The sequence below is a fragment of the Clostridium sp. MSJ-8 genome (assembly GCF_018918325.1).
Classification (GTDB): domain Bacteria; phylum Bacillota; class Clostridia; order Clostridiales; family Clostridiaceae; genus Clostridium.
The window spans coordinates 25,965-49,671 of record NZ_JAHLQH010000032.1 but is presented as its reverse complement, the minus strand read 5'-3'; the positions used below and the strand labels follow the sequence as shown (position 1 = coordinate 49,671).

At 27.7% G+C, this 23,707-nt stretch carries 13 protein-coding genes; 1 reads left to right on the top strand and 12 read right to left on the bottom strand.

Features of this window, described 5'->3' with window-relative positions:
- The first annotated feature begins 59 nt into the window (after positions 1–59).
- Positions 60–899 (top strand): PHP domain-containing protein, encoded by an 840-nt coding sequence (locus tag KQI77_RS06670; protein ID WP_216389589.1) that lies wholly within the window; start codon positions 60–62, stop codon positions 897–899.
- A gap of 187 nt (positions 900–1,086) precedes the next feature.
- On the opposite strand, the gene KQI77_RS06665 is transcribed toward KQI77_RS06670, so the two are convergent.
- The 12 genes from KQI77_RS06665 to KQI77_RS06610 form a co-directional block, all read right to left on the bottom strand.
- Complete coding sequence (locus KQI77_RS06665) at positions 1,087–2,472, bottom strand: aminopeptidase (RefSeq protein ID WP_216389588.1); 1,386 nt, start codon at positions 2,470–2,472, stop codon at positions 1,087–1,089.
- A gap of 19 nt (positions 2,473–2,491) precedes the next feature.
- A complete protein-coding gene (gene hprK / locus KQI77_RS06660) occupies positions 2,492–3,400 on the bottom strand; it encodes an HPr(Ser) kinase/phosphatase (protein WP_216389587.1) in 909 nt (302 codons plus the stop codon).
- A 21-nt stretch (positions 3,401–3,421) separates the two neighbouring features.
- Positions 3,422–3,607, bottom strand: coding sequence for a DUF896 domain-containing protein (locus KQI77_RS06655; RefSeq protein WP_216389586.1), 186 nt, complete (start codon positions 3,605–3,607; stop codon positions 3,422–3,424).
- 943 nt (positions 3,608–4,550) lie between these two features.
- Positions 4,551–5,132 (bottom strand): zinc-ribbon domain containing protein, encoded by a 582-nt coding sequence (locus KQI77_RS06650; RefSeq protein WP_253289371.1) that lies wholly within the window; start codon positions 5,130–5,132, stop codon positions 4,551–4,553.
- Complete coding sequence (locus KQI77_RS06645; protein ID WP_216389584.1) at positions 5,125–5,697, bottom strand: AAA family ATPase; 573 nt, start codon at positions 5,695–5,697, stop codon at positions 5,125–5,127. The genes KQI77_RS06650 and KQI77_RS06645 overlap by 8 nt, the downstream gene beginning before the upstream one ends.
- A 179-nt stretch (positions 5,698–5,876) precedes the next feature.
- Entirely contained in the window at positions 5,877–10,235 is a 4,359-nt protein-coding gene (locus tag KQI77_RS06640; protein ID WP_216389583.1) for a carbohydrate binding domain-containing protein, read from the bottom strand.
- 399 nt (positions 10,236–10,634) lie between these two features.
- Complete coding sequence (locus KQI77_RS06635) at positions 10,635–12,782, bottom strand: alpha-amylase family glycosyl hydrolase (protein ID WP_216389582.1); 2,148 nt, start codon at positions 12,780–12,782, stop codon at positions 10,635–10,637.
- 366 nt (positions 12,783–13,148) lie between these two features.
- Entirely contained in the window at positions 13,149–15,362 is a 2,214-nt protein-coding gene (locus KQI77_RS06630; protein WP_216389581.1) for an alpha-amylase family glycosyl hydrolase, read from the bottom strand.
- A 265-nt stretch (positions 15,363–15,627) separates the two neighbouring features.
- On the bottom strand, positions 15,628–16,908 hold the full coding sequence (locus KQI77_RS06625; RefSeq protein WP_216389580.1) for a TIGR02679 domain-containing protein: 1,281 nt from the start codon (positions 16,906–16,908) through the stop codon (positions 15,628–15,630).
- Between the two features lie 5 nt (positions 16,909–16,913).
- Positions 16,914–20,978, bottom strand: a complete 4,065-nt coding sequence (locus tag KQI77_RS06620) for a TIGR02680 family protein (RefSeq protein ID WP_216389579.1) — start codon at positions 20,976–20,978, stop codon at positions 16,914–16,916.
- The gene (locus KQI77_RS06615; protein WP_216389578.1) at positions 20,979–22,106 is read right to left on the bottom strand and encodes a TIGR02678 family protein; all 1,128 of its coding nucleotides are present in this window, start codon (positions 22,104–22,106) and stop codon (positions 20,979–20,981) included.
- 3 nt (positions 22,107–22,109) lie between these two features.
- The gene (locus KQI77_RS06610) at positions 22,110–23,597 is read right to left on the bottom strand and encodes a TIGR02677 family protein (protein WP_216389577.1); all 1,488 of its coding nucleotides are present in this window, start codon (positions 23,595–23,597) and stop codon (positions 22,110–22,112) included.
- Between the last annotated feature and the right edge of the window lie 110 nt (positions 23,598–23,707).

Below are 23,707 nucleotides of genomic sequence, written 5' to 3'. Positions count from 1 at the left end.
TCTTTTTTATTATAGTAAAATATATAATATATTGTTTTTATGAAAGGAGTTATTTACATATGGCTATAGCTGATTTACATAACCATACAACTTTCTCAGATGGATTACTTACACCTACTGAAATGATTAACAGAGCACTTAATAATGATGTTGAATTTTTTGCAATAACTGATCATGATACTGTATCTGGTTTACCTGAAGCAATAAATGTTAGCAAAATCTTACCTTTAACATTTATTCCAGGAATAGAACTCTCTACTGAATATAATGAAGAAAGTATACATATACTTGGATATTTTACTGATGATAATTACAATAATCCTGAGCTTATTAGTTTTTTAGAAGAATTAGAAAATAGAAGATTCAATAGAGCCAAGATTATGATAGAAAAATTAAAAAACAACTGCAATATAGATATAGATTTTGACAATGTAAGAAAAAGAAGCAAAAATATAATTGCACGACCTCACATTGCTGCTGAAATAATTGCTCAAGGCTATAATTATACTACAGATTACATTTTTGATAATTTTATAGGTAAAGGATGCCCTGCTTATGAACCTGTATGTAGAATTCCAACAGAAGAAGGCATAGCTCTACTAAAAAAATATAATTGTATAGTATCTCTTGCACATCCTGTTCTAATAAAATATTCACCTGTTTCTGACTTTATGAACTTAGGATTTGATGCAATGGAAGCTATTTATTATCAAAACACTCCAGATGATGAAAAAAGATTAGTAGCATTAGCTAGAGAAAATAATCTATTAATAACTGGTGGTTCTGATTGTCATGGTAATTCTATAACAGACACCAAACATGGTGATATAGGTAAAATTCCTTATCCAATAGAATATTTTAATGAATTCTATGAGTTTTACAAATCTAAGCTTCTGTAATTTAGATGTAGTTTTATGTCAAATTCACAACCAATCATATATACTTTTATAAAATATAAGGTCTTTTCCATAACCGTGTTGAAGTTATTTATTGGATAATATTACTCATTATAACTTCAACATTTTCATAGAAAAGACCTTAAGTATTTTTATAATTAACTAATTCATTTGAAATTTTAAAATGATATTATGCTTCATTTAAGAATGCAATATATCCTCTATATGTTTCATATATATCTACTTTACTTGATATCTCCCAAGGTGAATGCATATTAAGAATAGCTATACCTGCATCAATTACATTCATATTATAGTTAGCAGTTATATAAGCTATTGTACCACCGCCACCTTGATCAACTTTACCTAATTCTGCTGTTTGGAATGATACATCATTGTCATCCATTATTCTTCTAAGTTCAGCCATATATTCTGCATTAGCATCATTAGAACCTGATTTTCCTCTTGAACCTGTATACTTATTAAATACAATACCTCTACCAAAATATGCAGAATTCTTCTTCTCCATTACTGCAGGATAGTTAGGGTCAAAAGCAGCACTTACATCTGATGATAACATCTTAGAGTTAGTTAATGCTCTTCTTAATTTTAACTCTGAATATTCTCCAGTTCTATCAATTAACTCTGCAACCATATTCTCAAAGAATTTAGAATGCATTCCTGTAGCTCCAACGCTACCGATTTCTTCTTTATCTACTAATAAACATGCACATGTTTTATCACATTTTTGCATTTCTAACATAGCCATAAGTGATGTATATGCACATATTCTATCATCTTGTCCATATCCCATTATCATACTTCTGTCTATACCGTAATCTCTTGCTTTTCCTGCAGGAACAATTTCTAATTCTGCTGATAAGAAATCATCTTCTTCAAAATCATATTTTTCTTTTAGTATGTTTAGTATGTTTGCTTTTACTTTATCTTTCTTTTCTGTCTTCTGAGGAATGCTTCCTATTAAGACATTTAAATCTTCACCTTCTATAACTACTCTTGCCTTTTTCTCTAATTGAGTTTGAGACAAGTGAATAAGTAAATCAGTTATTCCAACAACTGGATCATTATCTGATTCACCTATATTAATGTTTATAACACTTCCGTCTTTCTTCGCAACTACACCATGAATTGCTAGAGGTAGTGTAACCCATTGATATTTTTTTATTCCACCATAATAATGAGTATCTAACATAGCCATATCTGTATCTTCATATAATGGATTTTGCTTAAGATCTAGTCTAGGTGAATCAATATGTGCACCTAATATCTTAAGACCATTACTTATATCTTCTGTTCCTATAAGAAATAGTGCTATTGCCTTTCCCATATTATCAGCATATACCTTATCCCCTGGCTTTAATGGTGTTTTGTTTTTAATAATATCTTGTAAGTTAACATAGCCTTTAGCTTCTGCTAATCTTATAGATTCCCTAACACATTCTCTCTCTGTCTTACAATCAGAAATGAATTTTCTGTATCCTTCTGAGAAATCAAAAACATCCTTTATCGATGCTTCATCATATTTCTCCCATGCATTCTTTACTTTTTCTTTCATAAAACATCGCCTCATTTTCTTATTTTAATGAATTATCTATTCTTCTCTCTATAATTTCTATAGGAGATGTATCTGATAATAATGAATATCTATAATTAGCTGCTGCTGCTTCTATAAGCACCGCAATATTTCTTCCAGTTCTAACTGGTAACGTAAGCTTCTTAACCTTAACACCTAATATCTCTACATATTCATTATCTGTACCTAATCTATCATAATCTCCATCATCCTTCCAATGCTCAAAATGCATTACAAATGATATTGATTTCTCAGGAATAGTTGAGCTTAAACCATATAGAGCTGAAACATCTATAATTCCTATTCCTCTAACTTCTAGCATACCCATAGTTATATCTGGAGATGTTCCTATTAATTCTCCATCTATTTCTCTTATATCTACTGCATCATCAGTTACTAATCTATGTCCTCTCTTAATAAGTTCTAATGCAGTTTCACTCTTACCTATTCCACTCTCACCTGTAACTAATATTCCAATTCCATATACATCTAGTAAAACTCCATGTAATCTAGTCTCTGGTGCTAACTTAGATGCAAGATACATAGTAAGCTTACTAATAAGTTTAGTTGTTGATAATTTACTTCTAAGTACTAGTGAATTATGTTTACTTGCTAATTCTATAAACTCATCTTGTACCTCAAGACCTCTAGCTATTATAACGCAAGTCATCTCATTAGAAAAATACTTGGCTAATCTCTTCTTACGTTGTTCTAACTGCATATCATTTAAAAAACTAAGTTCAGCCTTACCCATAACTTGAATTCTCTTAGGCTCAAAATAATTATAGAATCCTGCAAGTTGTAATCCTGGCCTATTTATATCATTTATTGTTATCTCTTTTGATATGTCTCCTTCTACTAATACTTCTAATTCAAAATCTTCGATTAATTTTTCAATTGTAACTGACATATAAAATCCACCCCTATATAATTATCTGTTTGGCTTAATTCCTTCTAGTTGAGCTCTAAAGTTTCTCTTAACATTATCTATATACCTCTGTCTTAACGCTTGTTGAAAAGTCTTCTCGTCTTCTGTTAAGCCCTCTTCTTGACTTTTCTTATATAGTCTGTTTATATGTTCTACAACTTCTTCTATTGCCATATTGCTTATGTTCATAAAAAATCTCCTTATCCATAAATTATATACAATAATTTTACCTTTTATATTGTATATTATCAAGTTTATAGCTAAAATCATTTTCATTATTTAAACATAACTAAAAATAACATTTTTATTTAGTGATATTCTTTATTTTTACCACCTTATATTTTTTTATTCTACATTTTTTCATTTCAAAAACTAGTGAAAAAATATAATTTTTTATTCTTTTTAGGTATTTTTGTCACAAAATGGTTTACGAAAATATTTTACTTTTGTCTAAGAATGATATAATATATTAGTATAATATTTACATAATTGGAATAGAGGTGCTTAAAATGACAAACAAAAAATTAAGAAATAAGATAAAATTCAGAAAAAATTTGTTAAATTTTTTATTATTATTTATGAAACCAACTAATTGTCTTATGATATATTTATCACAAGACTTAGATAATTATATTACTTTGTTACAAAATAGGATGTATAAAAAACATCGCAAAAATATTTATTATAATGACTATTTTTATGATAATAATTATTTTTATGATAAAATATCCGCTTAATTTATTATAAAAATAATTTTATATTGTGCTTTTGGCTTTTTTAAAATCTCTCATTTACCTTTTTTCTCTATGCCAAAAGCACTTTTTTACTCTATAGGAAATTATATAAAATTCAAGCCTAAGAAAGAATATTGCAAATATAGTTCCTAAGCAATACAAAAGTATACTGCCTATAGAGTAAAGCAAAGAAAAAGTGCCTTGACAGGACTTAAAAACAAGTTTTAAAACCTGTCATAATGGCCAAACAAAATCCACGGTTCCTTATAGTAACCTTGAGGATTTTGTTCTAGATAACTTAGTTTGCAATATATTTAATAATTACTACTCTTATACTTTATAACATTTATTTCCAATTGTCAATATATTCCATTAACTTTTTTGCTTTTTCTCTTTATTTATTGTCTATTATAATAATCTATACCGCTATTAGGTTTAAAATATGTCCTAATATACCCATCCGTAGATACAACTACAAATTCATTAGATTCTTCTATATAATATATATCATCATTGTCTTCAGCTTCTTTTTTATGTAATGCTTCAGTAGAATTAATTACAGCATTTGCCCCTTGTTGATACTCTTCTTTTGTACTATAACCAAATTCTGCTCCATGTTTGTTAAAATGTTGTGTTAGATATTCATCATTTCTAAATGTATATTCCGAACTAATAGACTCTTTTTTGTTATTATTAAAATTTATATTGCCACTTTCATTAAATCCATTTATTATTCCGCCTATTACTAACAATATCGTTGCTATAGCTGCAATAATAATCTTAGAATTAATAGTTTTCTTCTTATTATTAGATTTATAATTAGAATTTATCGAATTATTATTATAAGTGATACTTTTCTTGTTTTTTTCTCTACATTCCTTACAACGTTTAGGTAATTCTAGATTCTTATCTCTATAAAACTTTTCTTCACCTTTACTTATGTCAAATTCTTTATTGCATTGTACGCATTTTTTAATCAAACTTTTTTCCTCCAACTAGCTCCGTAATAATGTCAACAGTTCCTTTAACACCATACATACTTTCATTAATACATAAATCATAGTTACCTGCATATCCCCATACTTCTTTAGTATAATAGGTATGAAAATCGCTTCTCTTTTTATCTATTTCATGCACTAATTCTTCTGCTTCTTTTCTTGAAATATCATGTTTCTTCATAATATTATTTATTCTTTTATCTATATCTCCACTTATAAATACCCTAAAAACATCTTTCTCATCTCTAAGTGCAAAATTTCCACATCTTCCAATAAGAATACAATCTTGAGTACCTATAGTTGCTCTTAATGCTTTTAATGGTATTTCTAAAACATCATCATTAAGTGCTCCTTCTGCAATTGCATACAAAAAACTGTTAACAGGATTCTCTGAGAAGAAGTTAGGATTTCTTTCATATACTCCTTTTTCCTTTGCTATATCTATAATTTCTTTCTTGTTATAACAAGGTATCTTATATATATTAGATAATTCTTCACCTATTTTATCTGCATTGCATCCACATTCTCTTGCTATTGTAATAATCATAATTCTCTCCTCCTTTTAGAAAATAATGCACAAAATATTTTCTCTATTAATTACACTATAAATATAATACTAATATCTAATATTTACAAGAAGAACTAGTATATTATTAACAGCTTTAAAATACAATAGCCTTATAATACAAAAATTAATTTTGTACTATAAGGCTACTAAATTAATAATTATTCAACAATTAGCTTCATTATTCCGCCATCATTGCCATATCCTTCATCCTCAACTAGTAAATATACATACCATGTACCTTTTTCACTTGGTTTCCATGAAGAAACTGAACTTTTATCTTCTTTTGCTATTTCTTCAAATTTACCTGTATCTTGGTTTATCGCAACTATTGTATACTTGCAATCTCCCTTTGCAGATAATACCTTTGTCGTAATATCTATGCTTTCCCCTAATGTTATTGTTCCTTTACTTAACCATGCATAATTTATTGCTAATGAATCTGGTAATGTTACTTGATTAACTTCTCCATTATCTATCAGATAATCTCCTGCTTCTAGAGTATAATCATTTTTATTATTGTTATCCCAATTACCTTTTCCATCATTAAAGCAACATGTGATCTTAGTTTCTTCTCCTAATGGAATAGTTATTTTATGAGTATATCCTTCTATTTCATCAGTTTTTATCATTGGAACTCCAGGTGCAGTAGTCCATGTTCCATTTCCTATCTTATAATGAATATTAGTATTTTCAGAACCATTATAGTAGATAGTAACATGGTTTTCTACCTTATCTACTACTTTAAAGTTTGTTTGTAAATATGCTTTTTGACCTATAGAATCTTCAGCATTTACAAATACCATACAATTGCCTGATTTACTTGGAGTCCATTTTATTACGTTATTATCATAATTTGTTACTATTGTTTCTTTTGTTCCATCTTCATATACTGCATAAGCATTATATTTAACAGTTCCAACACCTGGTTGATACATAATAACATTTATATTGCACTCTTTATTTTTAACTATATTTTTATCTGTTGAATAAACATTATAGATTTTTAATGGTTGTACTTCACACTTTTCTATTGTAATTGGAATTATATATTCTGCTGTACTACCACTCTCATCCCTAACACTTGCTCCTATTTTAATATCTCCAGAATATGTTGGAGTCCATGTAAAACTATTTGAAGTTTGACCTCCACTTATTCCTCCAAAAGAAGTTTCATCCATATTACATACAAAGAAAGAAAAATCATATTTTCCTGTACCACCTTCAGCTTCTGCATATAATGTAACAGGTTCTCCAACTATTATTTTAGATTTATCCAATGTAAACTTTGAAATTCTAACTTTATCATTAATCTTATAGTTCATAGTCTTTCTATCTGTATGACCTTTTGAATCTTTAGCAGTTACCGATACAACATAATTACCTGCCTTGCTAGGTTTCCATGTTACCTTATTACTACTTCCTGATCCAATAGTTGTTTTTTCTCCGCTTTCATTAGTAGCTTCAAATGTATAAGTAACATTACCTTCTGCTTTAATTGTTTCTGCTCGGAAGGTTATATTTGTTTGAGCTGATCTAGGACTATCATAATCTCCTTTGAAATATGATACTGCAAAATCACTACTATTATCACCTATCTTTTCACATTTACCATTTGAATATGTGTAAACACCTGAACCAAATGTATAGTTTTGACCATTTTTACTATCCCAGTTTCCATTACCATCATTAAAGCAAACCGAAACTGCATCACTATCTCCAAGATCTATTGTATATTTATGAGTATATCCTGATAGTTCATTAGTTGTATCCATCTTTACACCTGGAACACTTGTCCACTTATTATTTATTCCATAGTGAATATATGGATTAGTATATCCTTTATAATAAATAGTTGTTGTATTATCACTTTGAGTATTTTTCTTATATTCATTAACGTTTATAGTTATATCTTCTGAGGCTTTATATTTATCTGTATTGTCACCTAGCTTAATATTTATTGTCCATTTTCCTGATTTAGTAGGTGCCCATTTTATAGAATTTAATATTTGGCTATAATAAAAATTATTACTGATTTCTTCTACAGTTCCATCTTCATTTGTTGCTGTTATTACAGTATAAATAAAATTTTCTCCTGATTTAAGTCCACCATAATAATTAAAGTTAATAAGTATATCTTCTCCAACTTCAATGTTTGAAGATTTACTTGTATTTAAAGCACTAAATTTAATAGGATTACTACCTTGTTCTGTTACTTTATAAGTAAATAAATATTGTCTATTGTGTACTCCAGCTTCATCTTCCGTATCACAATATATTCTGTAGGTTCCTGTCATATCTGGAGTCCATGCACCATATCTATAATCTGACATACTAAAATATTTATCCTTCTGTCCATATGGATAATCTCCACCTTGAGCTATGAATAAACATTTAACTCTTCCTTTTCCACCTATTGTATCTACGCCCATTGAAACTTCTCTTCCTACTTCCCCTACATTAGAAGGATTAATAGAATAGTTAACTACTTTTGCTCTACTTGTTACTGTAAAGTTCATTTTCTTTGTTGTAACATATCCTCTATCATCTTTTACACTTGCAACTAAAGTATAATTGCCTTCTTTTAGTGCAAACCATGTAACTTCATTTTCAGATGAATAATCTTTTATTACTTCTTCATTTCCAGCTTCATCTATTGCAGTGTATTTATATTGAGCATTTCCAACTATATTAGATACTTTTGTTGATAACTTAACATGGTCTCCTGCTGTTGTTGTTGTTCCTTCATCAGTAATAAAATTATTAATTTTTATTGTTGCGAATTTATCAACAGTTTCATTTATTTTTCCACCATCTATTGTATATGCCCCTGGTGTTAACTTATAGTAACTACCATTATTAGCATCCCAATTATTATTTTTTCCAAACTTAGCTAACATATACTTAGCATTTTCTATTGGTATTGTTATAGATTTTGAATATCCATTGTTATCTTCGTTATCATTCATTGCAATTGTTTTTGCATTTTTCCAACTTTGATTATCCAATACATAAGAAACATTAATATCTGAATCACTATTATAATATATAGTAACCAAATCATCTCTAGTTTTTAATGCAGATTCTACTGATAACTTGGCATTAGCCATTCTATAGTCTCCAGTTGTATAATAAGAACTTGGATTATCTACTACATCATAAATAGTATTATTATAATCACAAACTATATCTCTTACTTCTGCACCTGTAAGTTTAGGATTAGCTCTCCATGTTAATTCTACAATACCTGCTACATGTGGTGCTGCAAATGAAGTACCATTTGCTGAATAATAATTATTTTGAGCTGCTTGAGAATATATAGCTGAACCTGGTGCACATATATTTACCTTTTTTCCACCATTAGAATATTCAGCTTGCATATATGAACCATCTTGTTGTAATTCTGCTGCACCTACTACTATTATTCTATCTTTTATATCGCCTTCATTTACATCATATAATTTACTTGCTATTTCTAATTCTGTATCACCTATTCCAGCAAACCAATATGAATAATCTGCATCTGCAGAGCTATTTCCTGATGCTTGAACTATAACAAAGTCATGTCCCTTTTTTAACATTCTTGCCATTAATATAGCTGCTACTCTACTATCATTTGAATTACCACCACCAAATGAACAGTTAATAACATTTGCTCCATTATCAATTACATCTACTAATCCTTTAGATAATCCACTTAATGTTAAATATCCATAAGAATCAGAAGCTACTGATGCTAAATAAATTTTTCCTGGATTCCATACAAGTCCTGTAACACCTTTGTTATTATTTGCCTTTGCAGCAATAATTCCAGTTACAAATGTTCCATGATCATAAGGTAAATTTACACCACTATCTGTATACTTTACATAATCATCCGGAAAATCTTCTACTGTTGTATCAAAACCTCCATCAACTACTCCTACATTAACCTTATTTACAGATTCATCAAATATGTTATTGTATTGCCATGCTTCTTGTGCTTGTATAGCTTCCATTCCCCAGTTATTACCATAAGGTTGTTCTGAATTCCATTCATTATCTCCTCCCCATGGATCATTAGGTTCTATTGATGCACTTTCTGATATTGAATCTACACATGCATAATCAACATATTCACTATAGTTATTCATAACATCTTCTGTCATCTTATTTAATTCATCTAATGTGCTTTCTTTAACTTCTACTTGATATTCATTTAATTCTGAAACTTGTCCAACAACAGTACCATTTATTGATTTCACTACAGAATCAACATTTTCTTCTTTAATATCTTCTTTAAAGAAAATTAATATACTATTATTTACATATTTTTCGCCATTAGATTCTTTTATATTTTCTTGATCTGGATTAGTTACTTTACTAACCACTTTTTCTTCATTTGTTTTTTGTTCTTTTGTACTACTATTAACTTCGTCCGCACTTACTGTAATTCCTATGCTTAGTGTAAGGTTTACAAAAATCGCTAATGAAACTAATACGCTTATTATAGCTTTTAGTACATTTTGATTTTTTTTCATTAATAATATTCCCCCTTAATTTTTTGCGTAAGTTTAATCATTTAAAAACGCTTACAAAATACATTCTATTTTTGTAGTCATTTTCTTTATAATCCTCTTACATTTTTATCCTTTCAACTACATAATACTTTTTTTGTAATTGTTTGTCAAATACTGTAAACCTTTTCTATGTAAATATATCTCATTTTTTTACAAAATAAAATTATAATATAATATCATTATTTTTAGTAACCTTATTATATTTAATTATTAATTTATTCTGATGTGCTTTTAAGTACATCTACTTTTTAGCTCTATAGATTTTAAATGCTTATTCGCAACTATAAACAAAATATAATTTCCTATATAAGTAAAAAAACGCCCTTAAGGAATACTCCTTAAAGGCATTTTTTTATTATATTATTTTAAGTAATCAGTATCTTGTCCTATCTTTCCAGTTTGAGTTGAAGAGTTTTGTAATACATATACTCTCATATTAGCTTGTCCGATAGAATCTGTAGTTAATGTTCCATTTCCTACTGTTACTTTATTTCCTGTAATTGCATCTACATAAGTTCCGTTTGGAATTCCTGTAAATGTTGCTTGTCCTGATATTGCTACACATACAAAGCTATCTACGTCTTTTCCAGTTAATGAATCATTTCCTGTGAAACGTCTCTTGAATGCTATATTTCCATTACATCCTTCTGTTGAATATTGTCCTTTTCTAAGTGCAGGAATTGCTCTTCTTATTTGACTTAATCTTTGTAGTTGTTTTGATAGCGGACTATTTAATGTTTCTGCCATTTGTCCTGTTGCATTAGTGTATACACCATAATCTGTTGTTACAACTGAACCTTCTATATTATCTCCAAAGTATGCTCTACCTGTATTTTCAAGCTTATCATTTGGTCCAACATCTATTTGCTTTCCAGCTTTAAACTCTATTTCACTTCCATAGTATACACATGGAATTCCACGGAATGTATACATTAAATCAAAGTTTTCTGCCCATGCAGTTGTTCCACCATTGTATCTTAATTTTTGGCATTCATCTGGAGCATAGTCGTGTGAATCAACATATACTACATTCCATGTAGAATCATTGAAGTATTTATCTTCTCCCTTAGCAGTATCAAATGCACCTTTAGCATTTATAAAACTCCAATGCATTTGAAAGTCAATTACACCCATATCAGATTTCTTTGAATAATCTGGAGTATGATATTCATTTCCCTTTAAGAATGCATTATCACTAGTTGGTTGGTTTGACATATTAGAATGTGCTACATAATGTGATTCAACTAATGCTTCATTAGTTGCTAAATCAGTATCACTCCATTTACTCTTCCAAGAATCATCATCATCCCAAGTATAGAAACATGTAGATATTCCTGGTTGATCACGATACCATACATCATGACCCTTAGTACATACTTCACCAAACATATAGAAACTATCTCCACCAGTCTTTTGTAATTCTGGTAATATAGCAGTATTTAATGTTAATCTATTAATATGTTTAACAGTATCAACTCTAAATCCATCAACACCCATATTAATGTAGTTCTTATAAGCATCAACTAGATAATTGTATACCTTTGGATTTTCTGTTTCTAAATCGAAACAGTCATCTGCAATTGTTTTATTTTGTGCTGAATAGTTATCCCAGTCACCACCGCCACAGAATCCATTATGGTGATAGATATTTTCTGTGTCTTCTTTACCATTCATAACAACTTGGTTTCTCTCTGCATATACATCACTATTTCTTTGTAGTAAGTTTTCTTCTCCCCAGTTACAAGTATGATTGAATACAACGTCTTGAATTACTTTTATTCCTTTTTCATGACATGCATCTATTAAATCTTGATAAGTTACACCATCTGATTCGTATCTAGAATCAACTTTAGTGAAATTATATGCATGATATCCATGATAATCATACCCACTTCTATTCTCTACTACCGGAGTTATCCATATAGCTGAGAATCCTTGTGCCTTGATATAATCAAGTTTTTCTATAAGTCCTTTAAAATCTCCTCTCCATGATGGATCGTAATCAGGGTTTTGTGCCTTTTTATCTTCTGAACAACGATAGTTATTGCTTTCATCACCATCATAGAATCTTGTAGTTATAAGGAAGTAAATAGTTTCATCTCTAAAATCTCCAGATCTCTCATAATTTGTATGATAATCAGGGTTCTTAGATGTCCATTTACCGTCTTTATACCACCATTCGCCTGATTTGATTCCTTCTAAATCAGGAGTTTGATTTGAACCACCATCATTAAAAATAAGATTAATCTTAGTCTTGCCTTCAAAAGTGTAAGTGAACCAATTGTCACCTTCACTAGTCATCTTCTTGCCTGGCCAAGTAGTTTCTATATTAGTAGGATGTGCGTTCCAATAATATACTCTTGGGCTCTTCCAATCTTCTGTATAGAAGTGAACAATAATATTACTATCAGAAGCTGCATTAGCAACTAAAGATGTTGCAAGAAAAGATCCACATAGTAATACAACAGCCATTAAGATACTAATTAATAGTTTTCTTTTCTTCTTCATATTTCCCCCTTGATAATTTTAAAAAATATTTTAATATATTATTTTCCTTTATTCCCCCTTATGTAATATAGAAACTACAATGAACATTAGAAAATAAATAATATTAATCAAAATAACGTTTACAAGTATAGTCAAAACACTATATCAATTGTATTAGTTTGTAATTCATAAAAAAGTAATAAATAATTAATACTTTATATAAATTATTCTACTCGATTTATCAATAAATTTCAATACGTTTACATACATTTTTTAGAACAAATTTAAGAATAAAGAATTATATATGAATTATGGCGATTTTAACATTCTTTATTTAACTAAAAAATACCCTTAAGGAAACTTTCCCTAAAGGTATTTTCTATTATATTATTTTAAGAATTGAGAATCTACAGAACCTATCTTTCCAGTTTGAGTTGAAGAGTTTTGCAACACATATACTCTCATATTAGCTTGTCCTATAGAATCTGTAGTTAATGTTCCATTTCCTACTGTTACTTTATTGCCTGTAATTGCATCTACATAAGTTCCATTTGGAATTCCTGTAAATGTTGCTTGTCCTGATATAGCCACACATACAAAGCTATCTACATCTTTTCCTGTTAATGAATCATTTCCTGTAAAACGTCTCTTGAATGCCATATTACCATTACATCCTTCTGTTGAATATTGTCCTTTTCTAAGTGCAGGAATTGCTCTTCTTATTTGATTTAATCTTTGTATATGCTTTGATAAAGGACTATTTAATGTTGTTGCCATTTGTCCTGTTGCATTACTATATACACCATAATCTGTTGTTACAACTGAACCTTCTATATTATCTCCATAATATGCTCTACCACTATCTTTTAATGCTATTTGATTTCCTTCATCTATAGGTTGTCCTGATTTAAATTCAATTTCTGATCCATAATATACGCAAGGTATACCTCTAAATGAGAACATTAAATCTAAATTTTCAGCCCAAGCTGTTGTTCCACCATTGTATCTTATCTTACTATCTGGACCATAATCATGTGAATCAACATATACTACATTCCAAGTTGAATCATTATAGTACCTGTCTTCTTCTAGAGCTTTTCCATATGCATTATTTGCGTTATCAAAATTCCAGTGCATTGTAAAATCTATCATTGCAAGGCCTGAATTTTGAGAATAATCTGGAGTATGATATTCATTACCTTTTAAGAATGCATTATCAGAAGTTCTCTGAGATTCTACACTTGAATTATCATTAAATTCTAGCTCTGTACTCTTACAATTTAATTCATAATCATTTGGATTATCACTCCATGGATATTCTTTATCTTCCTTCCATGTAAAGAATTGTGATGATACTCCTGGTACTCCTTTATTCCATATCTCATGTACTCTAGCTGCACATTCACCAAACATAAAGAAGTCTTTTCCACCTCTTGCCTTAAATGCTGGTAAGAATGTTTTATTAAATGTCAATCTTGAAATATGCTTAACAGTATCAATTCTAAATGCATCTACACCCATATCTATATATCTGTTGTAGCAATTAATTAAATAATTATAAACTGTTGGATTTTCTGTATTTAAATCAACGCAATCATCTGCAAATTGTCCTGTAGTTACTGTAAAGCCTTCATAATTTATTGAAGAATTATGATATATTCCATTATTAGTAGTTAAATTCTTCATTAATGCATATCTAGCATCATGCTTTCCAGCAGAGTTTAATGAATCATAACTTGAATCTAATAAACTATTAGATGCTCTAACAACATTTTCTGCTGTATCTTCTTTTCCTTCTTGTTTACTTACTAATGGGAATATATTTTCTTCTCCATTATTAGATGTATGATTAAGTACTATATCTTGTATAAGTTTTATTCCTTTTTCATGACATGCATTTATTAGGTCTTGATAAGTACAATCTTTTGATTCGTATCTACTATCTACCTTTGCAAAATTAATTGCATGATATCCATGATAATCATAATAACTCATATTTTCTACTACAGGAGTTATCCATATTGCTGAGAATCCCATAGCCTTGATATAATCTAATTTCTGTATAAGACCTTTAAAGTCTCCTCTCCATGCTGGATCTGAATCAGTATTTCCTGCCTTCTTGTCATCCCAACAATGAACATTATTACTCTCATCACCATCATAGAATCTTGTAGTTATAACAAAATATATTGTTTCATCTCTGAAGTCTCCTGAAGTTTGTGGTCTATCATCAGGATCATAACTTGTCCATTGACCATTCTTATACCACCATTCGCCTGCTTTAATTCCTTCTAAATCAGGAGTTTGATTAGAACCTCCATTATTAAAAATCAAATTAATCTTAGTCTTGCCTTCAAAAGTATAAGTAAACCAATTGCTGCCTTCACTAGTCATCTTTTTACCTGGCCAAGTAGTTTCTATATTAGTTGGATGAGCATTCCAATAATATACTCTTGGACTCTTCCAATCTTCTGTATAGAAGTGAACAATAATATTGCTATTAGAAGCAGCATTAGCAACTAAAGATGTAGCAAGAAAAGATCCTGTTAGTATTATTATTGATAATAATATACTAACTAAAAGTTTTCTTTTTCCTTTCATATTATTTCCCCCTTATAATTTAAATAAATATTTTAATATTATACTTTCTTACAAAAATATAAGAAAATAAATAATATTACCCAATATAATATTTACAATTAAATCACAAAAAATTCACATATTTCATATTTTATATTCTACCAATTTTTTTCTTTTTATTCAATACGTTTACATAAAGAAAAAGTATCGCACTATTTTTTAGTGCGATAACCTCATTTTTATCATAATATTAAAGAATCACTTTCTTTCAAAAAACATTAATTTTTTAATTATTTTCTATATAGTTAACATATTTATCTATCAATAATTCTTGATAAGCAGCTAGTTTCTTTTCTCTTATTGCATCTGTAATTTTTTTTAATTTAGGACTTTTTATGTTATTCAACATACTTATTCTTTTCTCATCTATTTTTTTTGATGATATTATCTCATTAAACGTATCTACATCATAAAATAAAAATTCCACTTTATCTCCATACCTATCTGCGATTTTATCTGCTATAATCAAACCTTCCGGATCGAAATCACCAGCATAATATATCTTCTGTATATCTTTTATCTTATCCAATATTAAATATGAAGATAAATTAATCTGTCCACTAGTACACATTAATGAAACATCATCCTTTATAGTCCTCTTCTGTACTTCATTAAATACTGCTGGATTCTCAAAAATATATATAATACTTCTTTTTGCAATAAAATACTCTATCTTAAGAATATTTCTTATAGAAAGTTCTAAAGTTTCTCCCCACTTAAAAAATTCATTTATATGTTCTATAAACATATTATTATAATCATAGCAATCTATATTGTATATTGTAGAATGATTAGATATTTCATCTTTTAATATTCCTACCTTATAATATAGTTCATTTATATTTACAACTCTAGAAATATCTATTTCTAATCTTGTTATAAATTGCAAACCATAAATAAACAACTTACCTGTAAACTTATCATAATCCAAAAAATGAGGATTTTTTGTTAATTGGGCTGAAAAAACTGATATATTTTCCTTTCCCCCCTTTATATATGGTAAGTTACTTAAACAATTGTTAATATATATAAGTTGTAACTTTAATTTATTTGTTGATTCACTTTTATCGTTATAACGCTTTTTTATTATTGAATAACCTTTTGACTTTTCTGAAACAACATAAATAAACCATCGTTTTCCATATCCTTCATCTGATTCTTTTATAACTTCTCCATAAAAATTTTTAAGTTTGTTAGTTTCATTTTCTTTAACTTCTTTGTTAGTAATTAATTCTTTACCTACAACTTCCTCTAACAGCTCTAAAAAATCAATATTTTTAAATTTATTTTCAAATAATTCTTGTACAACTTTAGATCTTATTGTAGCCTTTCTATCTGTTATAACACTTATGTCAAAATTCATTAGCACTTTTACATCCTCATCATTCTTAGGATATATACTAAAACTTCCAGTTATCTTTCCATACTTCTTATATTTATTATATATGCTCTTAAATATATTCTTGTATATTCTATTATTTTCGATAAAATCTAGTGCTTCTCTCACTTCCCCTACATCCCCATCTCTTTTATCTTTCCATTCCATGTATATCTTATAGGAATTATTATATCTTCACCTTCTTTTATCAATTCGTATATTGATAATTGCTTAACACTCTCATATGTTCCCCATAATACCTGTGAATTAAGTACATAATCTAAATTTAAACTTTCTATAAGATCAAACATAGAACTTATATTATTTTCATCAACGCCTGCAAATGCTTCATCTAATGCAATTATTCTAGGAGAATCTTTTTTGTCAGCTGCATTGTATCTAGCATTTACTGCTGCAAATAATGGAATATACATAGCCATTGCTTTCTCTCCTCCTGACAAAACAAAGAATTGATTATTAGTTAATTCCTTTTTATCTTTATCTCCTTTTATAAATTTAAGCTTAAACTCAAACCATTCTCTATAATCTAATACTTCTTTTATTATTGTTTGATAATTTTTTCTTGTTCCATCTTCATTAAGTATTCTTTTTTGTTTTTTTAGTTTTTCCTTAAAATGTTCTGAAACTTTATTTCTCTTATCCTCAGACATAAAGTGAGGTTTTTGTAATATATCCATAAGCTCTTTTATATCTAGCTCAGTTTCACTATCTGATTTCTTAGGTTTCCACTCTAAAAATAATTTAAATCCACTAGATGTATTCATGTTACTCATAAGCTTATCTATATCTTTAACCCATTTCTGAGCTCTTACTATTTTGGCTATAATTTTAGTACTAAGAGTGTTTATAAGCGTATCTTCAAACACTTCCCTTTCCTTCGCATTTATAAGCATATTCTGTTCTTCTAACGTTCCTTCAATATATTCCTTAAGTACATATATACTTATGTTTTTTTTCTGAAATTTAACAACTATATCTGTTCTAATTCCTTCTTTTAGAATTTCATTTATCTCATCATCCTCTTCTCGATCATATTGGTTAAATATTTCTATTGGTTTTGGATGATAATCTATAAGACTGCCTTTATACATATTAAATGTATTAAATAATTTTTCTAAAATATTTTCATTTTTAATTGCTTTCTCTTCATAATATTTTATAACCCATTTAACAGATTTATTAATATCATAGGATTTTATTTCATCTATGTACTGCAAAGATAATTCATCCTTTAACATTAATTCATAAATCCTTAGTTTATTCTTTTCATTATTTAAATCATCTTCTAACTTAATTATTGCAGCCTTTTTATTTTCTACATTTGCTTCCTTATTACCTAACTGCTTAGATATATGTTGAATTTCTAATGGACTCTTTTCTATTATCTCAGTTACCTTTCTATATTCTTCTTTTAGTTTTCCAATGTTATAAGCTTTAATTGCCTCATTTAACCCTTTTATATGGTTATTTATTTTTTCAATTGAGTTTTTTTGTTTATCAACCTCATAAGATAACTCATCAATATCACTTTCAATTGATTTTATAGTTTCACATATATATTGTTTTTGTTTATTTTCACTAAATATTTCATTTGAATATTCCTTAATGCTATATAAAGTCTTCCTATAATCAGATATTCCTTCTTTAACCTCTTCATATATATGTTTTTCCTTAGGTATATTTATAGACTGAGATGCATCAAAAATCTGTTTATTTATCTCTTGTTTCTCTCTGTTAATTTGAACAAATTTACCTTCTATAAAGTTTAATTCCTTCTCTTCTCTATCTAATTCTTCTTCTTTTTGGTCTATTATTTTAATACTTTCCATAATATCTGATATATCAGGAAATTCTTCTTTTTCTTTTAATAATATAGCCTTTCTGTTTTCTAATGATAATATCTCTTTATTTTTTTCTTCTTTTTGAATTTGTAATTCATATATATATTTCTCAAAACTTTGAATTTGAACTCTTCTATAATTTTCTCTAGATTCTATACCAATATATTTTGATATATAAGTATCTTCAGTATTACCTTGTAGAATACCTATATTATAACCTTTGTTCTTAATAATTTGAGTGCTATTTTCTGATGTAACATAAGCATCATAATGTCCTATAGCCTTTAATACATTTAGAGTATCTTCTTTATAAGTTTTATTAAATTCATTTTCTTCCAATCTAAAATATTTACATATATTATCTACCTCTTCAGGAATATTAGAAAATATTATCTTGTAAGTCTTATTATTTAATAAATTGCACACTTCCTCTTTATACTTATGAGGAATGATAAGTGAATCTATTATTCCCATATTAAGTAAATGTCCTTCTATAATATTCTTCTCTAAATCATCCACATCTTCATTAAAATCAATCGATTTATAAAAATCTATATATGGAATATCATATGTATCTAATATATTCTTTACTTTAGATAACTCATTACTATCCTCTATTATTTGCTTTTTAGAAGATAATTCTTCTATACATTTCTTCTTAATCTCTATCTCTTCATCAATAAGATTTATAGCATTTTGTATCTTTATATTATCTATCTCAAGTTCATTAGATATATTTCTATATATATCTGTTATCTTATTTCTTATAACATCTTTTTGATTCTTATCATATATTCCATTTACTCTCTTGTGTATATCTAGTATATCTTCTCTTTTTATTTTTAATTCTTTTAGGGAATATATGTATGAATTTAAGCTATCAATATATTCGCTCTTAACTGTAGTTAAATATTCCTTTGCTTCATTTAAATTATTTTTGATGCCTTCTACTTTACTTTCTTGTTTATTCTTATTTTCTTCTATATCATTTAATTCTTTTTTCTTTTGTTCATATTGAACTATCTTATTGTATATATTATCAATTAACTTTGAGTATTCTTCTAAATATATAATTAAATTATCAATCTTATCTACATATTCCTCATTTATTATTCCATAAATATCTTCTTTATGGTTAAAATATATACCTTCTCTGTAATATTTTTCATCATCTAGTTTTTCTTTTAACTTATTATTTATTCTATATATTTTATCTTCTATTTGTTTCTTTTTATCTTTTTTATAAAGATAATCATTATATTTATTATTGTATCTTCTTTCTTTTAGTTGAAGTTCTTGTTGCAAATCGTATAGTTTATGCTCAAGCTTAGTTATTTCATCACTTAAGGCATACTCTTTACTACCTTTTAATGAGGTTTCTTTTATCTTCGCTTGTTCTAATATATTCTCTAACTCCTTCAGCTTTAGTTTATCTTCATTAACTTCTACAATAATATTCTCTAGTTCTTGTTTATTTAATTCTAGTTGTTTATCTATATTATTAACTTTTTTAAGCTCTTTGTTATAATTAATAGCCTTATTATATAGCTTTTCCACATTATATCTATTTAATACTTCTATTATTTTTTCACAAGCTTCTCTACTCTTTTTTAATTCTTCAAGCTTCATATTTAAGCTATCCATATTATCCATTGCTTCTGCCATTGCTCTTAAATCATCTTCTGACAATGTATTTAATGATTCCTTTAATATTTCATATATTACAGTTGGTTTAAAATCTTTAGATAACTTAGGACTCCTTATCTGAATCAATAGCTTTAATAAATCCTTATAACTATCAATATCAGAATAGCCAAATAAATTTTCATTTACCTTTGCCATATACTCCTTTTGACTAGTAGTATATACATTTCCTTCTCCTAAAGCAATCTCAAGTTGTTTGGAAGTTAAAGAAAACTTTGCCCCTGTATTCTTATATAAAAACAACTCCTTATTTATTCTTCTTCCATCTTTCAATATAAAATACCAAGATTCTAATTTTTTACCTCTTCTCCCTCTAAGCCCCATTCCTATTGTTATATAATTATCAGTACTTGGTTTGTGAAACTCCATATATAAATAAGATATTCTATCATCTTCTTTTTCATCAACTAATACATAATTCTCTATCTTTCTAGCTGTTGATCCAAATGGATCAAGTCTACTAGGACTTTTATCTCCATCTAATAATAAAGGAATAAAGCTTTGAGTAGTTACTGATTTTCCACTTCCATTGCTTCCTCTAAATATTATTTTTCCATTAGATAACTTAAATTCTTGTTCATCATATTTCCAAAAATTTATTAATCCAAATTTATTTGCTACCCATCTATCCACTTACCTTTCATCTCCCTTATAATCTTTTGGATATTCTCCTATTATTTTTCCTATTAATGGCATAAGTTTAATTATTCCTTCTTCTCTTTTAATGAAAGAATATGATTCCATGTATTTTTTTATATCTAAAATATATCTCTCTGTACTTGCCTCTCTATAAATCTTAGCAAATCCATGTCCTTCCTCTTCTCTAACCTTAATTAAAATATTATCAAATTCTGATTCATCTAAAATTATTATGTCATTTTCCTTAGGTTTAAGATTTCCTTCTTGTACCCTTTTCAATATTTCTCTATTAACAAAAAGTGTTATAGAAGCTTCACCTTTTTGGTTAGGGAAAGTATCTCTTAATGTACTCTGAGATTCTAGAACTGCTAGAGCAGCATTCTTGTGAAAATGAACTGTCCAACCTAAATATTTTTCAAAAATATTAGCTATATAACTCCTATTTTTCTTGATATAATCATAATCACTCTCATTTCCATCATCTTTATAGACTATAGGAGATAATGTAAGTCTCCTAAATACTCTACTTTTTCTTACGCTACCTTTATCTTCATTTATTCCATCCCAAACATTATTAATAAGATCTCTATAATCTTCAACATCTTCTATGGAATAGTTAAACCTTCTAACTATATATCTAGATATACCTGTAGATTCATATAATACCTCTACATACTCACTCCTAGAAAAATCCTCCTCTTCTCCATCATTCTTTCTCATTATTCCTATTTTGAGAGAAAACTTAAGAACATTAATCAAAGATTTTCTATTAGTAAAATTAGTCCATTCTATCTTTTCATCAGGATAATAATTCATTATGTATTCTGTAATATTTGATAAAACAAATTGATCTTCTTTATTTTTTTCCTCTAAAAACATTAATAAAAGCATAAAAAATATGTATTCTTTTTTAGTTTTAAAATCAGTAATCCCCATCCAAGACTCTGGTATTGCAGGAATCTTTTCTAATTTAATAAAGTCATCTTTGATAATCACATCATAAGCTAATATCTCATTTATAAATTCACTATAATTATCTATATTATCTTTTATATCGTAATAAAACTCTCTATCATTATCTTTTAGTATAATATAATTTTCTAACAAATCATCAAATTTCAATTCTTATTTCTCCTTAAAAATCAACTCGTATTCTGGCATAATAAAATCACCATCTTGACAACTTATAACTATATTTTTATCCTTATTAGTTATATCCACTTTATAATATCTTCCATATTCATTTTTTGTCCATGCACCATTACTATTTAATCCTACAGACAACCATTTTAAAAATATATTTCTCTCTTCTCTAGATATATCTTGTAGACTTGCAAATACAAGCTTATTATCTTTTATTCTACTTTCTAAAAGTTCTTGTTCTCTTTCTCTTTTCTTTAATATCTCTTTTCTTATTTTTTCTTTTTCTGCCGACTTATCCCTTATAGGAGATCTGCTAGCAGTTTTTTCTCTATATCTATTTCTTGGCTTTACAATAACCTTAGTTGGTTTTTCTTCAAATATACTACTATTAATACTTTCAGTTTCTCTATCAATATTACATACTATATGTCTAGAGTTAAGTACTCCAAATACAACTGAAGATAACTTATGAGCTTCATCTATATCTTCACATTTGTTAAATAAATTAATTATTGTTTTATATTCTTCTTTTCTATTTCCGCCTAGAGAATTCATCTCAATTATCTGTAGCGCATAAGTAGTAATTTTTCTAATAATCTCATTAGTATTCTCTAATAAACTATCTATCATAGCTTCTTTTTTATTAGTGCCTATAAACCAATTTTTCATATTATCATACATTCCATACATAATGCGGAATTCATTTTCTTCATCATATGATGAAGAATCTATATTATTTATCTTTTTCTCATATTCAATAACATTGTTAATTAATTGCACAATTATCTGTTCATCCATCTTTTCAAATATCTCTTTTATATAGGGAACATATGTCTGCAATCCTTTTACAAATTGCCTTAAATATCTTATAAAATTCTCTTTGAATAATAGAAACTCCGTAGTTTTTAGTATAACCTCCGTTTTAGGAGAATAGAACTTACTAATATAATCTTTATAATTCTCATTTAATCTTCTAAATTCTTCACTTAAATTCATCCACCATGAATATACCTTTTGATTATCTTGCATATCTATTTCTTTAATACACAATAACTTATCTCTGAAGTTCTCAATAAGTGATATTTCTAAAGACCCCCTAGAAGTTTCATTTATATTCTCAATTGCAATTAAAGTTCTCTCAAGCTCTATTGTATTAGAAGAAATCTGATACTTATATCTTCTATTTTTAAATTCTTCTAGTGTCTTTACTCTGCTTGCATCTTGAACTGTAATAAGATTCCCCCATTCTTCTAGAGAATCTAAATCTTGTTTCAAATTATCTAGTGTATATTCCTCAAATCCTTCTATATTTGTTATTAATTCATATATATCTTCTTTATAAAACCAAAACTTCATCTGTTCATATTCTTCATATGCTAATCTTAGAATTACTCTATACCTCTCAGCATTCTCTACTGATAGATACTTTGCTTCTTCAAATTTTTTTCTCACTTTATAATTAATACTCATTTTTGTTCCACTTCCTTTCTCTTACTATTTATCTTATACAATTAACTTATTTACACATCTCTAAATCTATTTCTTTTTTATACTATATCACACATATTATTATCACAATA

Bases quoted from the DNA above. Each gene is read 5' to 3' on its own strand.
- KQI77_RS06670 (WP_216389589.1), top strand. From the start codon at position 60: ATGGCTATAGCTGATTTACATAACCATACAACTTTCTCAGATGGATTA.
- KQI77_RS06665 (WP_216389588.1), bottom strand. From the start codon at position 2,472: ATGAAAGAAAAAGTAAAGAATGCATGGGAGAAATATGATGAAGCATCG.
- hprK (WP_216389587.1), bottom strand. From the start codon at position 3,400: ATGTCAGTTACAATTGAAAAATTAATCGAAGATTTTGAATTAGAAGTA.
- KQI77_RS06655 (WP_216389586.1), bottom strand. From the start codon at position 3,607: ATGAACATAAGCAATATGGCAATAGAAGAAGTTGTAGAACATATAAAC.
- KQI77_RS06645 (WP_216389584.1), bottom strand. From the start codon at position 5,697: ATGATTATTACAATAGCAAGAGAATGTGGATGCAATGCAGATAAAATA.
- KQI77_RS06640 (WP_216389583.1), bottom strand. From the start codon at position 10,235: ATGAAAAAAAATCAAAATGTACTAAAAGCTATAATAAGCGTATTAGTT.
- KQI77_RS06635 (WP_216389582.1), bottom strand. From the start codon at position 12,782: ATGAAGAAGAAAAGAAAACTATTAATTAGTATCTTAATGGCTGTTGTA.
- KQI77_RS06630 (WP_216389581.1), bottom strand. From the start codon at position 15,362: ATGAAAGGAAAAAGAAAACTTTTAGTTAGTATATTATTATCAATAATA.
- KQI77_RS06610 (WP_216389577.1), bottom strand. From the start codon at position 23,597: ATGAGTATTAATTATAAAGTGAGAAAAAAATTTGAAGAAGCAAAGTAT.